The sequence below is a fragment of the Chryseolinea soli genome (assembly GCF_003589925.1).
In the GTDB taxonomy this organism is placed as follows: Bacteria; Bacteroidota; Bacteroidia; order Cytophagales; family Cyclobacteriaceae; genus Chryseolinea; species Chryseolinea soli.
Window position 1 is genome coordinate 651858 of the sequence record NZ_CP032382.1, and the last position, 14283, is coordinate 666140.

At 52.8% G+C, this 14283-nt stretch carries 15 protein-coding genes; 11 read left to right on the forward strand and 4 right to left on the reverse strand.

Annotated features, from left to right (window positions below):
• Window positions 1–69 precede the first annotated feature (69 nt).
• Window positions 70–1098 carry a DUF6588 family protein gene (locus D4L85_RS02550; RefSeq protein ID WP_119752849.1) on the forward strand — a complete coding sequence of 343 codons (1029 nt, stop codon included), beginning with the start codon at window positions 70–72 and terminating at the stop codon, window positions 1096–1098.
• 6 nt (window positions 1099–1104) lie between these two features.
• Here the strand turns inward: D4L85_RS02550 and D4L85_RS02555 are convergent, their stop codons facing one another.
• Window positions 1105–1878 (reverse strand): enoyl-CoA hydratase-related protein, encoded by a 774-nt coding sequence (locus D4L85_RS02555; RefSeq protein WP_119752850.1) that lies wholly within the window; start codon window positions 1876–1878, stop codon window positions 1105–1107.
• Window positions 1879–2090: 212 nt separating this feature from the next.
• On the opposite strand from D4L85_RS02555, the gene D4L85_RS02560 reads away from it, so the two are divergent.
• Window positions 2091–2573 (forward strand): low molecular weight protein-tyrosine-phosphatase, encoded by a 483-nt coding sequence (locus D4L85_RS02560; RefSeq protein WP_119752851.1) that lies wholly within the window; start codon window positions 2091–2093, stop codon window positions 2571–2573.
• Here D4L85_RS02560 and D4L85_RS02565 read toward each other — a convergent pair.
• A complete protein-coding gene (locus tag D4L85_RS02565) occupies window positions 2570–3169 on the reverse strand; it encodes a DUF4202 domain-containing protein (protein ID WP_119752852.1) in 600 nt (199 codons plus the stop codon). The two genes, D4L85_RS02560 and D4L85_RS02565, sit on opposite strands and share 4 nt — an antisense overlap.
• A 225-nt stretch (window positions 3170–3394) precedes the next feature.
• On the opposite strand from D4L85_RS02565, the gene D4L85_RS02570 reads away from it, so the two are divergent.
• The 4 genes from D4L85_RS02570 (at window position 3395) to D4L85_RS02585 (ending at window position 6400) form a co-directional block, all read left to right on the forward strand.
• Entirely contained in the window at window positions 3395–4180 is a 786-nt protein-coding gene (locus D4L85_RS02570; RefSeq protein WP_160143498.1) for a LiaF transmembrane domain-containing protein, read from the forward strand.
• A gap of 78 nt (window positions 4181–4258) precedes the next feature.
• Window positions 4259–4603: a DUF4288 domain-containing protein gene (locus D4L85_RS02575; RefSeq protein WP_160143499.1), complete on the forward strand. Its 345-nt coding sequence runs from the start codon at window positions 4259–4261 to the stop codon at window positions 4601–4603.
• Window positions 4604–4616: 13 nt separating this feature from the next.
• On the forward strand, window positions 4617–5660 hold the full coding sequence (locus D4L85_RS02580; RefSeq protein WP_228450748.1) for a sensor histidine kinase: 1044 nt from the start codon (window positions 4617–4619) through the stop codon (window positions 5658–5660).
• Window positions 5657–6400, forward strand: coding sequence for a LytR/AlgR family response regulator transcription factor (locus D4L85_RS02585; protein ID WP_119752855.1), 744 nt, complete (start codon window positions 5657–5659; stop codon window positions 6398–6400). Before D4L85_RS02580 ends, D4L85_RS02585 begins: the two co-directional genes overlap by 4 nt.
• Window positions 6401–6707: 307 nt before the next feature.
• Here D4L85_RS02585 and D4L85_RS02590 read toward each other — a convergent pair whose 3' ends face one another.
• On the reverse strand, window positions 6708–7997 hold the full coding sequence (locus D4L85_RS02590) for a TCR/Tet family MFS transporter (protein WP_119752856.1): 1290 nt from the start codon (window positions 7995–7997) through the stop codon (window positions 6708–6710).
• 360 nt (window positions 7998–8357) lie between these two features.
• Between D4L85_RS02590 and D4L85_RS02595 the strand changes: the two genes are divergently transcribed.
• The 5 genes from D4L85_RS02595 to D4L85_RS02615 all read left to right on the forward strand — a co-directional run bounded on the left by D4L85_RS02595 (window position 8358) and on the right by D4L85_RS02615 (window position 10798).
• Window positions 8358–8561, forward strand: a complete 204-nt coding sequence (locus tag D4L85_RS02595; RefSeq protein ID WP_119752857.1) for a hypothetical protein — start codon at window positions 8358–8360, stop codon at window positions 8559–8561.
• A 173-nt stretch (window positions 8562–8734) separates the two neighbouring features.
• On the forward strand, window positions 8735–9160 hold the full coding sequence (locus D4L85_RS02600) for an EVE domain-containing protein (RefSeq protein ID WP_119752858.1): 426 nt from the start codon (window positions 8735–8737) through the stop codon (window positions 9158–9160).
• The gene (locus D4L85_RS02605) at window positions 9157–9630 is read left to right on the forward strand and encodes a MarR family winged helix-turn-helix transcriptional regulator (RefSeq protein ID WP_119752859.1); all 474 of its coding nucleotides are present in this window, start codon (window positions 9157–9159) and stop codon (window positions 9628–9630) included. The genes D4L85_RS02600 and D4L85_RS02605 overlap by 4 nt, the downstream gene beginning before the upstream one ends.
• A 90-nt stretch (window positions 9631–9720) precedes the next feature.
• Complete coding sequence (locus D4L85_RS02610) at window positions 9721–10308, forward strand: Crp/Fnr family transcriptional regulator (RefSeq protein ID WP_228450749.1); 588 nt, start codon at window positions 9721–9723, stop codon at window positions 10306–10308.
• Window positions 10309–10444: 136 nt separating this feature from the next.
• Window positions 10445–10798 (forward strand): nuclear transport factor 2 family protein, encoded by a 354-nt coding sequence (locus D4L85_RS02615; protein ID WP_119752860.1) that lies wholly within the window; start codon window positions 10445–10447, stop codon window positions 10796–10798.
• A gap of 48 nt (window positions 10799–10846) precedes the next feature.
• Here D4L85_RS02615 and D4L85_RS02620 read toward each other — a convergent pair whose 3' ends face one another.
• Window positions 10847–14107 carry a PAS domain S-box protein gene (locus tag D4L85_RS02620; RefSeq protein WP_119752861.1) on the reverse strand — a complete coding sequence of 1087 codons (3261 nt, stop codon included), beginning with the start codon at window positions 14105–14107 and terminating at the stop codon, window positions 10847–10849.
• Between the last annotated feature and the right edge of the window lie 176 nt (window positions 14108–14283).

Below are 14283 nucleotides of genomic sequence, written 5' to 3' on the forward strand. Positions count from 1 at the left end.
CACTTAAATTTCAACCCCAGGGCCCTCACTATCTATAAAATCTTTATTTTTAAATTTAAAAACCATCCTATGAAGTTAATTGCACGCAAGAGCTTTCTTCTCGTACTGTCCATAAGCGTTTCTGTTTCCCTCTATGCCCAAAGCGAAACCGATATCGGCGACTATCTGAAGGCCGGCCCCGAAGATGCGGGCAAGCTCATGGGTGCCTATCTCTCGCCCATGATCACGGCTGCCTCCTATGGCTTCAACGGCGGCTGGTTCACCACTGCCAAAGCACACAAAACCTTGGGCTTCGACTTGGGGGTTTCGGTGAATGGCGTGTTCATTCCCTCTTCCAACAACTACTTCCGGCCCTCCGAGCTGGGACTAAAAACCACGACCCTCGTCTCTCCCACCAGCGGCAACGCCCCGACCCTGGTAGGTCCCAAAGATGCCACGACCTATGCCTCGACCTACGGAGGACAATCCGTCACCTTCAGTGGTCCCAAAGGCTTGGACTTCAAAGATAATTTCAAGATCAGCGGCGCCCTGGCCCCCACCGTTCAATTGGGTATCGGCATCGTGAAGAGCACCGACCTGAAGATCCGGTGGATGCCGGAAGTGAGTGCCGGCGACACCAAAGTGAAATACCTCGGCTTCGGCGTGTTGCACGACATCAAACAACACATCCCCGGGATCAAACATCTCCCCTTTGACCTTTCGGTGATGGTGGGCTACACCAACCTCAAAGGCAAAACCAACATTGCCGGCTATGTGGCTTCGGGCGATGCCACCAAACCACAGGAGCTGCACTACAACATGAACGCCTGGCTGATGCAAGCCTTGATCTCGAAGAAGATCGCGATGGTTACTTTTTATGGTGGATTGGGCTACAACGCCGTGAAGACCACGGCCGATGTGAAAGGCTCCTATGCATTCGTCCCCGTCACCCCGGTTACCCCGGCCAGTGTAGACCCGGTGGCCATGAGTTTCAAGAACAACAGCTTCCGCGCCACGGCCGGCATGCGTCTGAATCTTGGTCCCATCTATCTCTCGGGCGACTATACCTTGCAAAAGTTTAGCACCGTTTCGGTAGGGCTAGGCGTCACGGTTCGCTAAGCGTTTTTATTTTCCTGTGTAGTTCGGTTTCCGTTTTTCGATGAACGCCTTCATGCCCTCTTTTTGGTCGGCAGAGGCAAACGACAAGTAGAAGTTCTTGCGTTCGAACGCCAGGCCTTCATCCAGCAACGTTTCGAACGAACGGTTCACGGCTTCTTTCGCCAACTGCACGGCCACCGGCGACATGCGGGCAATTTCCTGGGCCAATGCCACCGCTTCTTTTAAATACATTTCAACCGGGACGATCTTGTTGATCAGCCCGTGGGCCAGTGCTTCTTCTGCCGGCATAAAGCGCCCGGTCAAAATCAACTCCATGGCTTTGGCTTTGCCTACTGCCCGCGTGAGGCGTTGCGTGCCACCTGCTCCGGGCAGCGTGCCGATCTTGATCTCGGGCTGGCCAAAGGTGGCCGTTTCGGAAGCGACGATCATGTCGCAAGTCATGGCAAATTCACATCCTCCCCCCAGGGCAAAGCCAGACACTGCGGCGATGACCGGCTTCTTCGTTTTCCGGATCTGGTCCCACGTACTAAACTGGTCGATCAGCAACATATCGATGGCCGACATATCGGCCATTTGTTTGATGTCGGCGCCGGCCGCGAAGGCCTGTTCGTTGCCCGTGATGATGATGGTTCTCACGTTCGCGTTGGCATCCAACAACTTCAACGCATCGCGCACTTCTTCCATGAGCTGGCGGTTGAGGGCGTTGAGTTCTTTGGGACGATTGAGTTGAATGAGGGCGACGGCGGGAGCGTATTGCTCGGTGACGATAATGAATTCCATAGCGGGTTGTGTTTCAGACAAAGCTAAAAAGAATCCAGGCCCTAAAAATAGAAAAGCCTCCTCCTGAGCGAGAGGGGCTTTTCAAATCAAAAGGTTACTTAAAAAGTATACTAATGCACCGATTAATAGCGCAGCCGTTTCTTTCGTAACCACCCGGGTGTTTATTTTGGGATGATTTACTGAAATAACCGGTTTTTGTGCTGATTTTGACTATGAATAAAGTAAAAGTACTTTTTGTTTGCCTGGGCAATATTTGCCGCTCGCCCCTGGCGGAAGCCATTTTCAAGGATAAGGTCCGCCGCCGGAACCTGGATCAGCATTTCCTGGTGGAATCGTGTGGCACGGCCAACTATCACATTGGCGATACGCCCGATCCCCGCACCATCGCCAACGCCAAAAAGAACGGCATTGCCATCGACCACCTGGGCCGGCAGTTCACCTCCAAAGACTTCCTGGATTTTGATCACATCTTCGTGATGGACAGCAGCAACCATCAAAATGTGCTGCGCCTCTTGCAGGACCCGGCCCATCGCGACAAGGTGGCGATGATGCGCAACTTTGACCCTACTGCTCCGGGCGAGGATGTGCCGGACCCGTACTACGGGACCGAACGGCAGTTCCAGGAAGTATTCGAGATCCTGGACCGCTCCACCGAAAACCTGCTGACGCACCTGGAGAAAAACCTGCCGGCCTAGAGGCTGTTGGCTACGGCCTGCCCGATGAGGGCGGCCACCCGTTCGGAAACCGGGATCTTCCCCGCGGCTTCGATGGCTTTTGCCGACATTTTGCGCAGCGTCTTTCGCAAGATCTCCACCAGTTTCACGTCGTCGTGTTTGGTGGCAAATTCTTCGAGGTAAAATTCAATAAAGACGAGACAGATCACGTCCTCCAAAGCCTGGATGTCGGGGCGGTGGTGGAAAAGTTGTTCTTTCGCGAGCAATGACTTCACCTTTTGGATGGTCTCGTCGTCATAGCCATAGCTGCGCATGATGCGGTCGGCGATGTTGCTGTGGTGCACTTTGAGTTGGTTGCGCCATTGGAGGTAGCCCTTCCGATCCATCGCATAGGTGTTCCGTGGGATCTCCCACCGCCCGATGTGTTGGCAGCGGGCGGCCAGCACCAGGTATTCGGGCGCATCGGGCAGATAGCTTTTCAACCGTTCGCTCATGCGTTGGGCATACAACAGTTCCTTCGGAATCTGCTGCCCCTGCCACGATTCCAGATGAGGGTCCTTCTGATTGTAGTCATCGAACATGGCGATAACTTTCGTAAAGCGTTCCTCGTTGGTCATACGACGTTTGAAATTTCGATTAAGGTAACGCATTTCGGGTCAATCTGGCAAGTTCACCGCCGGGTTCGCCGACCCCACCCTCCCCGGGCAAAATTGACCTGGAATTTTCACCGACGCCCATCCGTCATTCACCTACCCCCGCCCGGAACCGGCCTTTTTACGATGGCCGCAGGGCCAAATCGTGCCGTTATTTGAATCAGAAATCAAATACAAATGGAAAACAAAATGGAAACTGAAGAAGATAAAAAAGTTACAGACAACCGCCCCGAGTGGGGAGGTCACCGTTCGGGCCGGATTTTCGGTGGCATCGTGGTGATGGTTGTCGGTGGTTTGTTACTGGCCCGCCAGGTCGGTGCCGATATTCCTGAATGGATCTTTACCTGGCCCTCGCTCCTGATCGTCCTGGGCTTGTATGTAGGCGCCCGTCATTCGTTCAAAAGCTTTGGCTGGCTCATTCCGATCGCTATCGGTGCATTCCTGCTCAGCCGCGAGCATATCGACCTTGATGTGTGGCGATTTTTCTGGCCCACCGTGATCATCCTGATCGGTATCGGCATCATGTTCAAGCCCCGCCGTCGCTTCCGCCACCAACGGTGGAACGAGGAGCGTTGGAAAAGAAAGTGGGAACGTCAATATAACTACTACCACGAAGGCAAGCCCGTAGAAGGCGACACCATCGATTCAGTATCCATCTTCGGTGGAACAAAAAAAAACGTGATCAGCAAGGACTTTAAAGGCGGCGAAAGCGTGTGCATGTTCGGCGGCCTGGAACTCAACATGAGTCAAGCCGACATCAACGGCCGCGTGAACCTGGAAGTGGTGCAAGTCTTTGGCGGCACCAAACTGGTGGTACCCCCGCACTGGAAGATCCAAGCCGACGAACTGGTGACCGTGTTCGGCTCTATAGAAGATAAGCGTCATATCCAGCCCGGCATGGTCTATGACGAAACCAAGGTCCTGGTCCTGGAAGGCACGTGTGTGTTCGGTGGTATTGAGATCAGGAGTTTTTAACCGGATTCCTGTCCAATTCCAAACCCCTCGATCGTTATTCCTATGCAAACCATTTTAATCATCCTACAAGTAATCCTTATGAACTGGTACATCACAAAAATCGTCTTCAACATTTCAGCCGAACAAAGCTCGAAAGCACAGTTCGACGAACAACTCCGGCTGGTAGCCGCCGAAACCAAAGAAGAAGCCTTCCTCAAAGCCCGCATGATCGGCCTGCACGAGGAAGACACCTTCTACAACGACAACATGAAAAAGGTGAAGTGGGAATTCATCAATGTGTCGGAAGTTATCTGCCTGAAGAACCTCGAAGATGGCACGGAAGTATATTCCCGCATCCACGAGATGGAAGAAGGCGCTCCGTACATTAACTTTATCCACCAAAAGGCCATCGCGCTCCGTTTGAACGCGATGCCTTTATTCTAAAAGTTCTATACGTATGCACGTTACTGTATCTGTAAAAAAAGTATTCATGGTCGTGTCCACCTGGTGGAGCATGCTGGCCTTGTTCGAGACCTACGCTTTGGTCAGTACCTTCGGCTTTGCATGGAACGTGGCCTTGGCAGATGCAGTGAATTTCAACTTATTGGTAGCCACAGCGGGCTTCATCATGTTCAACTCGCTGAAATTTTACCAGGCCGGTCCCAAAACGGCGATCTATCTCGTCATCTGGAGCATTGCCCTGGCCAGCCTCTGTGCTGTTTTGCATCGCTACCTGATGTCCTCCTACTTTTTTCACGACAACATCCCTTACCAGGAATACCTCGCCGGATCGCACGTGATCCGCGGATTGTTTGCCTGGCTCATGATCGCCCTCATCGGCATGCAGAGCTGGATCTGGTTTTATATGCAGGAACAAAGCGCCAACGAAAAGCGCGAACAGGAAACCCTGAAATTTTCGCGTGAAGCAGAGCTCGCCTCCTTACGGCAACAGCTTCAACCCCACTTCTTATTCAACAGCCTCAATTCCATCAGCGCCCTGGCCGGCTCCAAACCCGAACAAGCCCGCCTGATGATCCAACAACTGAGTGACTTTCTGCGCGGCACGATCAAAAAAGACGACCTGCAGTTTGTCACCCTCGACGAAGAACTCAACCATTTACAACTATATCTGGAGATCGAAAAAGTGCGCTTCGGTCACCGCCTCAAAACCGAGATCGTCCGCGACGAAGAAACCGCCGGCCTCACCCTGCCCTCGTTGCTGTTGCAGCCCGTGGTGGAAAACGCCATTAAATTCGGTTTGTACGACACCGTGGGCGAGATCACCATCCGCATCGAGGCCCAAGCGGCCGATAAACAACTGGTGATCACGGTAGAAAACCCCTTCGACCCCGAAACCTCGCGCCCGCGACAGGGCACCGGCTTCGGGCTCAACTCCGTGCAACGGAGGCTCTACCTGCTCTATGCGCGCCAGGACCTCTTGTCTACAAAAATGACAGGCCCTTTATTCAAAACCGAAATCAAAATTCCTCAACCCGCATGATGAACGTTATACTGATCGACGACGAACCGCTCGCCCGCAGCATCGTGGCCGAATACCTTCGCGATTTCACCGACCTCGCCGTAGTGCAGGAATGCAACGACGGCTTCGAGGGCGTGAAGGCCATCGCCCAGCACAAGCCCGACCTCATCTTTCTCGACATCCAGATGCCCAAGATCAACGGCTTCGAAATGCTGGAACTGATCGAACAACCCCCGGCCGTGATCTTCACCACGGCCTTCGACGAATATGCCATCAAAGCCTTCGAGGCCCACGCCATCGATTATTTGCTGAAACCCTTTAGCAAAGACCGATTTGCAAAAGCCGTTCAAAAGTGGCTGGCTCACCATCAAACATCCGGCACCAAATCAGCCACCAACGCCCTTATTCACGAGGAAGTGCGTCAGCCCGAGGAACGCAATCGCATCGTGGTGAAAGAAGGAAGCAACATCCGCATCATTCCCGTGCACGAGATCGTGTACCTGGAGGCGTATGATGATTATGTGAAAATTTTTACGGCCAAGGAGATGCTGTTGAAGAAGAAGACGATGAGTTTTTATGAGCAGAGTTTGGATACCGATCAGTTCGTGCGGGTGCATCGGTCGTATATTGTTGCCGTCTCACAGATCACGCGGATCGAGCCGTTGGAAAAGGATACGCATTTGGCGTTGTTGAAGAATGGGGCGAAGATTCCGCTGAGTAAGACGGGGTATGTGAAGTTGAAGACGGTGTTGGGACTTTAGTCAGGAGCCAGGAGCCAGAATCCAGGAGCCAGGAGCCGGAAGCTTGTGCTCGGCGTTCAGTAGCCAGTAGTCAGTAGCCAGGAGCCAGAAGCTTGGGCTCGGCATTCAGTAGCCAGTAGTCGGTAGCCAGGAGCAGAATCACAGATGCTCGGCATTCAGTAGTCAGTAGCCGGAATCACAGGTGTTCGGCATTCAGTAGCCAGCCGTTGGCAGCGCGTCTTGTTGGGAACACCACTGTGACACATCTTTTTTTTTGAGTGCAAGCAGAATCAACTGTGCCGAATCTGATTTTTGGTCTGGCAGTATGTTAGGAGCCGGGGGTTAGGATGGAGGAGTCGTCGGGTAGGGAGTGTGAGGTGGGGTCGGGTTTGGGGGTTGGGGGTTGGTGGGGCATGTTTTTTTTGAGGGAGGCGCGTGCCATCAGGGTTGCGGTGATAGTTAATACTGCTCCGAGTAGCATGGGTGCTCCGGGTAAGTAGATGGGGGCGTGGCTGTTGGTGAAATAGGCGAATGTGTTTGACATCAATACCGGACCGATGCAGGCGGTGGCACTCATGAGACTTGTTAAGGCGCCTTGCAGTTCGCCTTGTTCATTGGCGGGAACTTGCGTGGATATAATGCCCTGCAGCGCGGGACCTGCAATGCCTCCCATACAATACACGACGGTGAAGGCGAACATCATCCAGCTTTGCGTGGCAAGGGCAAAGAGCACAAAGCCCAGCGCGTTGAATCCCAGACCGACGTAAACGCTGCGGGCTTGCCCCAGCTTGGGGATGATGATGCGAATAAGTCCTCCCTGCACAACAGCGAATACAAGCCCCACAACGGCTAACGAAATGCCGATCATTCCAGGGCCCCATTTAAATTTTTCGATGGCATAAAAAGACCAATTACTTTGCACGGCGTGAGAGGAAATATAGACGAGGACCAGCGAAGCCACCAATCCGAGGATGACGGGGTAACGTCTCAAATTCAATAGCGAACTTACCGGGTTGGCCCGCGACCATTCGAACTTTCTCCGGTTTTCGGGCTTTAAAGACTCTGGCAAAATAAAAAAGCCATACAGCCAATTCGCCATGGAGAGGCCTGCGGCAACCATGAACGGCATACGGGAACCAAACACGGCGAGCGCCCCACCGAGCATGGGGCCGATGATAAATCCCAATCCAAAAGCTGCCCCGATGATGCCAAAATTCTGAGCGCGTTTTTCCGGAGGGCTCACGTCGGCAATGTAGGCTCCCGCTGTCGTGAAACTTGCTCCCATCATGCCCGCCACAATTCTTCCAATAAAAAGCCAGCCGATGGTCGGTGCGAACGCTAGAAAAGTATAGTCCACCCCGAACCCGAACAACGAGGCCAGCAACACGGGCCTGCGGCCATACCGGTCGCTCAATCCGCCGACGATCGGGGCACACAAAAATTGCATGGAGGCATAAGCGAGATAGAGCCAACCACTGATGGCAGCCGCCTCGCTGTTGGTGCTGCCCGAAAGTTCATCGATCAATTGGGGCATCACCGGGATGATGATCCCCAGACCGATAATATCGATCAGCAGCGTGGCAAAAATGAATCCTAGGGCGGGGCGTTTACTGGACATGGCAAATAAAAAAATGGAATGTCAAAGTAAATCCATTTTTCGGAACCGTGAGACACCGAAGCGGTGCCACAGCCTAATTTAATAGTCGTCTAAATAGACACCATTCCGGTTGATTTTATGGCTGAAGCGGGCATCGCCGGCACATTACCCCCCGAAACGGGTAGGTCGATCCACGGAGCAGGTCTCAGCCTAAGCCTACGCGGAATAATCAGCCTCATCCTACCGTTTCGAGATTTTTCTATCCCCTTTTGGGAAGCCTGCGGAAATAAAAGTGCGTTTTCAGGCTCCTTTCAACGGTCGGGCCGGTGGCATGTGGTTTGGAATTACCCCATCAACAAACCAACTCAAACAACCCATTTTATGAAACCCATTTCCCTCATCTTCTTCTTTATCATCATCGCGGCCACCCTGGTATTTGCAGCCATCTACATCTTCTCTCCTGAACTTGTGGAAAGCAATCCTTCGGTATTCGCTATCGGCCTGGTATCGATCATGGTGGTGGGCATGTTCGGCATGATGCACTTCATTCCTTCTACCGTGGTAGAGGAAAACAGACAATACTAACAAACAAACAAACAAACCAGCCGGCCCATCGTGGCACGCGGTGGCCGGTAAAAAATCTTGTTGTGTGCGCTTTAATCTAGAGCTGCCCGGGGGAAACCCCGGGCTTCTTCTTTTGTGTTGCATTTAATATGTTAACATATTATATTTATACATATTAAATACAAACACCCCTTATGACAACAGAAAAATATTGGGTCGTCGTGGCCTCGAAAGACCACGCCAACCGCGGTGTGCAAGGTGGTTTCATCCAGGCGAACCATGGGAAGGAAGGCCCGCTAAAACGCATCCGTCCAAACGATTGGATCATGGTCTACTCTCCCAAAGAGACCTTCGAGGGCAGCACCAAGCTCCAGGCTTTCACGGCTATCGGCCAGGCCGTAGACGACAAGGTCTACGCCGTGAGCATGACCAGCGATTTTCATCCCTTCCGGCGGAACGTGCACTTCTATCCCTGCCAGGAAGCCCCCATCGTACCGTTGGTGGACGACCTGAAATTTATTACCAACAAAAAGTCCTGGGGATTTCCTTTCCGATTTGGTTTCTTTGAGATCAAAGAAGAAGACTTTATCCGGATCCGATCAACCCTCCTTCCCAAATGAAAACAGCCGACAACACATTCAGTTTCGACAAGGCGGAAGACAGCCCCGGCTTTTTGCTGTGGCAAGTCACCCTCCTCTGGCAGCGCGAGCTAAAAAAAGCGCTCGAAAAACACGACCTCACCCACGCCCAATATGTGTTGATGGCCAGCATTCACTGGCTCGCCCTGCACCATGAACAGGTGACGCAGATCGTGTTGTCGGCACATACCAAGATCGATCCCATGACCACGTCCACCGTGTTGCGCACGCTCCAGGCCAAGGGCTTTCTCTTCCGCCAGGAACATGCCACCGACACCCGCGCCAAAACCGTGGGCCTCACCGAAAGCGGAAAGAAAGTCATCAAGCAAGCCGTGCGCACGGTTGAAAAATTCGACGCGACCTTCTTTGGTCCGTTGGGTGAAAAGACGCACGACTTCAACAAGAAATTACTTTTGTTATTAAAACAAAAAGAAAACGGCCCGGAGCTATAATGCCATGGCGCCGGTTGACGCAAGGCTAGCTATGCTTGCGGACTAATCCTGCCTTTTTTAATTTGAACAGCAAACCATTCACCCCACGCTTTGAGCGATCCGCACGAATTCATCCTTCAACACATTTCGCGGCACATCATGTTGTCGGAGCCGGACATTCAGCGCTTCAAGAGCGTGCTTCGCTACCGGAAATTGCGAAAGCGTCAATACCTTTTGCAGGCGGGTGACGTGAGCCTTTATGAGAATTTTGTTTTGAAGGGATGTCTCCGGGCCTACACCGTAGACCCTGATGGCACCGAGCATATTGTGATGTTTGCCGTGGAAGGATGGTGGGTTTCCGACCTGTACAGCTTTCTGGCCGGCACACCCGCTACACAAAACATCGACGCGTTGGAAGACACGGAAGTATTCTCCATCGAAAAAAACGACCTGGAGAAACTTTATCAACAGGTCCCCGAATTCAACCGGATGTTCCGGATCCTGTTGCAGAATGCCTTTGTAGCGCAACAACAAAGGATCATCGGCTCGATCAGTCAAACGGCAGAAGAACAATACACGTCTTTCATCACTAAATACCCGACACTGGAGCAACGCATTCCGCAGAACCAGGTCGCCTCCTATCTGGGTCTCACACCCGAAACCTTGAGCCGTATCCGAAAGCAACAGGCTAAAAAATAGTCCACCTTATTCGTTTTCATTTCTTACTCCAGAAATACTTGATCTAAATCAATCTTCTTTCTTGCGTCAGATCAATGCACAGCTCCCCGGCCTCGAGCAATTTTGTGTCAACAATTAAACACAAAACAAAAATTTTATGAACACGATCAAAGAAAAACTGGAAGACCTGAACCAACTCGTGATCTCCGGCAAGCTCATGGAAGCTTTCGAAAAGTATTATCACAACGATGTGCAGATGCAGGAAAATGCAAACGCACCCACATTCGGCAAGGAAGCCAACCGTCGTCGCGAACAGGAGTTCCTGGGAAACATCACCGAGTTCAGGGACGCCTCTGTTCACGGGGTTGCCGCTGACAACGACATTTCCTTTGTGGTCTGGCGATATGACTACACGCACAAAGAGTGGGGCGTGCGCAATTATATACAAGTGTCGGTGCAACACTGGAAAGATGGCCTTATCGCCAAGGAGCATTTCTTTTATGGAAATTGATCGCCTCCACAAAGGCGTCATGAACACGGCGATTCTCCCGGTGCGTTTTTAAACCGGGAAATGGATGGTGAACGTCGTGCCGACGCCAGGCGTACTTTTTATATCGATGGAGCCGTTGAGGGAATTGACCTGGGTCTTTACCATGTGAAGGCCCATGCCCTTGCCTTCCACTTCCAGGTGGAAGCGTTGGTAGAGCATAAAGATCTTGTCGCCAAACTGGTCCAGGTCAATACCCATACCGTTGTCTCTCACCCGGACGCCAGTGGTGGTGGGTGTTTTAAACGTGCTGATCTCGATGACGGGGTTGCGCCGGGGCGACCGGTATTTTATGGCGTTGGAGATCAGGTTATAGAGGATGCTGTAGAAATAGCTTCGGATCGTGTAGAAGACTTGAGTCTCTTTCGCGTCGATCGCAATGCGGGCGTGGCTTTCGTCGATCTGGGTTTGAAGTGCCTGGCAGATGCTGTCGGTGATCTCGTGGATGGGTACGTCTTCTTTGGCATGCACTTCGTGGCTTCGCATTTCCAGGATGGCGGAGAGGTCTTTGATCACTTCGTCGAGGCGGTTGGCAGAGTGACGCACCATGCTCAACATGCTGCGCGTATCGTCCGGCATTTCTTCCATGCCCATGAGGTTGATCAAACCCAGCATGGATGCCACGGGGCCGCGCAGGTTGTGGGAGGCAATGAAGGAAAATTGGAGCAGATCGTTGTTGCGCTCGATGAGTTGCGACAACAAAAGGCTGCGTTCCTCTTCCGACTTGCGCCGGCCGGTGACGTCGCGAAAATTAGTGACAATGCTTTGGATGCCTTCCACGTCGAGGAGGTTGATGGCCGTGCCCTCCATCCACTGCCAGTGCCCGTTCTTATGCCGCGACCGGAAGCTGGTGCTGATGAGCTTGTGCGGGTTGTGGCGAACATCGTCGAAGAAGCGCTGGTATTCGTTCTTGCTTTCCGGATTGATGATGGTTTCCAGGTTCATGACCAGGAAGTCTTCCGGCGAATAGCCCGTCACGCGCTCCACGCCGGGGTTCACATAGATCATGCGACCGGCAGGTTCCATCATGCCCACCACGTCCTCGCTGTTTTCGATCAGCGCGCGAAAACGTTCTTCGCTCTCGCGCAAGGTGATGGCCGCGCGTTTGATATCGGTGTAGTCGTGGGCGGTGATGCAATAGCCCGTCAGGCGGTTATCGGTGTAGATGGTTTCCATCGTCACACGATACCAGGTGATGGCCGGCGCCATGCCGTATTCCATTTCATATTCGATAAACTCGCCCCCGGCGGTGCGTTGCAGCGAAAGCAGGAAGACACCGCGATGTTCTTCGGGCAGGAGGTCGATGATGTTCGCGCCCACCTGGAAATATTCGGTGAAGGCGGTTTTATTCGCCTGGTTGAACATGACGATGTTGTATTGCTCGTCGAGCAACGTAAAAATATCGTTCGTGTGGTTGAAGATCGCCTGGAGGTTGGCTTCGGACCGGAGCACGGTTTGCTCCTGTCTTTTCTTTTCGGTGATGTCGATGGAAATGATGGTGACGTACTTCACCTGGCCGTCGATCACGACCGGGCTATAGCGCAACTCATGCACCAGGTCTTCGGTGGCCAGGTGGATGGGCGCCTCGACGGTGACATCCTCCCCTCCGCGCACGCGGAAGAAAAGTTCTTTGGCAATGTCGTGGCGTTCGGCCACGGTCATGTCCCACACATACATCCCCACCTCGGGTTTCTTGCCCGTGCTGTAGGCAATGAACTTTTCGAGCGCCTCATTGAACATCACGATGCGCCCCTCATAGTCGAGCAACAAGATCTCTTCCAGGGTGTTGCTGAAAATGATCTGCAGGTTTTCCTTGTATTGCCGGATGGCTTCCTCCTGTTGTCTTTTGAGCGTTGCATCCATGGCCACCCCTTCGCGGCGCTGGGGTTTTCCATACTCATCGCGCAACAGGCGGTTTCGCACCTCGAGCCAGCGGAGGTTGCCATCCTTGTCGCGGATGCGGTAGGAAACTTCGGAGGTGGGTTGGGTCTCTAATTCCTTTATCGACGCTTCACGAAGGTGGCGATCTTCCGGGACCACCCAATTCGTAAAACTCCGGCCATTGTTTTGCAGCAGTTCATCTCCCTTCACGCCCAGGATTTGCTCGATGGTGCGGCTCATAAAATGTTTTTGCTTATCGGTGAGGTCGATGGACCACACCATCACGTCCATGGCGTCGAGTGTGCGATTGAGTTGCTCATCTTTTTGTTGAAGGATGACCTCTGCTTGTTCGCGAATGGTTTCGGATGCCAGGCTCAGCTGTTCGTTCAGCAGGGTGAGCTCTTCATTTGCGGCGGTCACCTCCTCGAGGGTAGCGGAGATCTCTTCATTGGAGGCATTCAACTCCTCGTTCAAGGCAGCGATCTCGTCGTTCCTTTCTTTCAGATCCATGTTCAATTCCCAGAGTTCCATTTCTATCTCCTCGCGCTGCTCGTCGCGGACGTTGATCATCTTCACGCATAACCAGGTGATGAACGTTAAAAAGAACGTGATGCTCGACACCAGAATGGCCACGCCGAATTCGGTAGAAAAATGGTAATGCGCCTGTGCCTGAAGGCGGAGATATCCTATCGCCAGGGGCAGCAGGAAGATCGTGGGTAGCAGCGCCCGGGCCAGCGTGCCGCCAGGTCCTTTGCGGTGTACCTCTTTCATAAAGCCTTCGTCCGGGCGAAGCATGAGCCACGCCAGCGAGGTCAGCAAGAAGCATGCGGCCGTGTGAATGGCCATGGGGTTGAAGGGAAGGTCACCATAAAATTCGGGCACGCTAAAAACGTAGCCCAACACCGAGAACCAGGCCGCCAGGCCGATCCAACTCACGGCCGCCTGGGTCACGTAAGCATTCCGGATGGCGCGGAACGGCATCAGCAGGATGCCAAATCCCATAAAATTGAGACCCGATGCCACGGCCATGCGCACGGAACCTTTGTCTGGAAAATCGTTTTGAAGCTGGCCGGAAAACAAAAGTGTATCCACCGGGATGATGCTGTGCGACAGCTCGGACAACACGCGCCAGACGCCGACGAGAAAACAAAATGCAGCCAAGCCATAGGCCACATATCGCCGCGTTCTATGGGACGACTGCACAAGCCACAAGGCTGTATTGGCGCATAAAAAGCAGAGGGCCGTCATGGGGTTCATGGCAGCCAGTCCAGCCATCGGTCGCTTAAAAATTTCAACGTCAAATTGCCATCCCACCAACACCAACGTGGCTAATAGAAGGCACGTTCCTGAAAAATAGTGCGACCATCTCTTTACGTTTTGAGACAGTACCATAACTTAATCGGGTATATCAGCTATCTAGGTTCTACTATTATATCTCTAAACCGCAATCGACTAGGATAAGTTAAGGGTTTTCGGGGATTTAAAAAAACAACGCGTTCCAACCTGTACTGACCATCCTAGCCCTGCATGGCCGGCGTATATCGCCGTCGTTCTTCGTGATCAGGCGC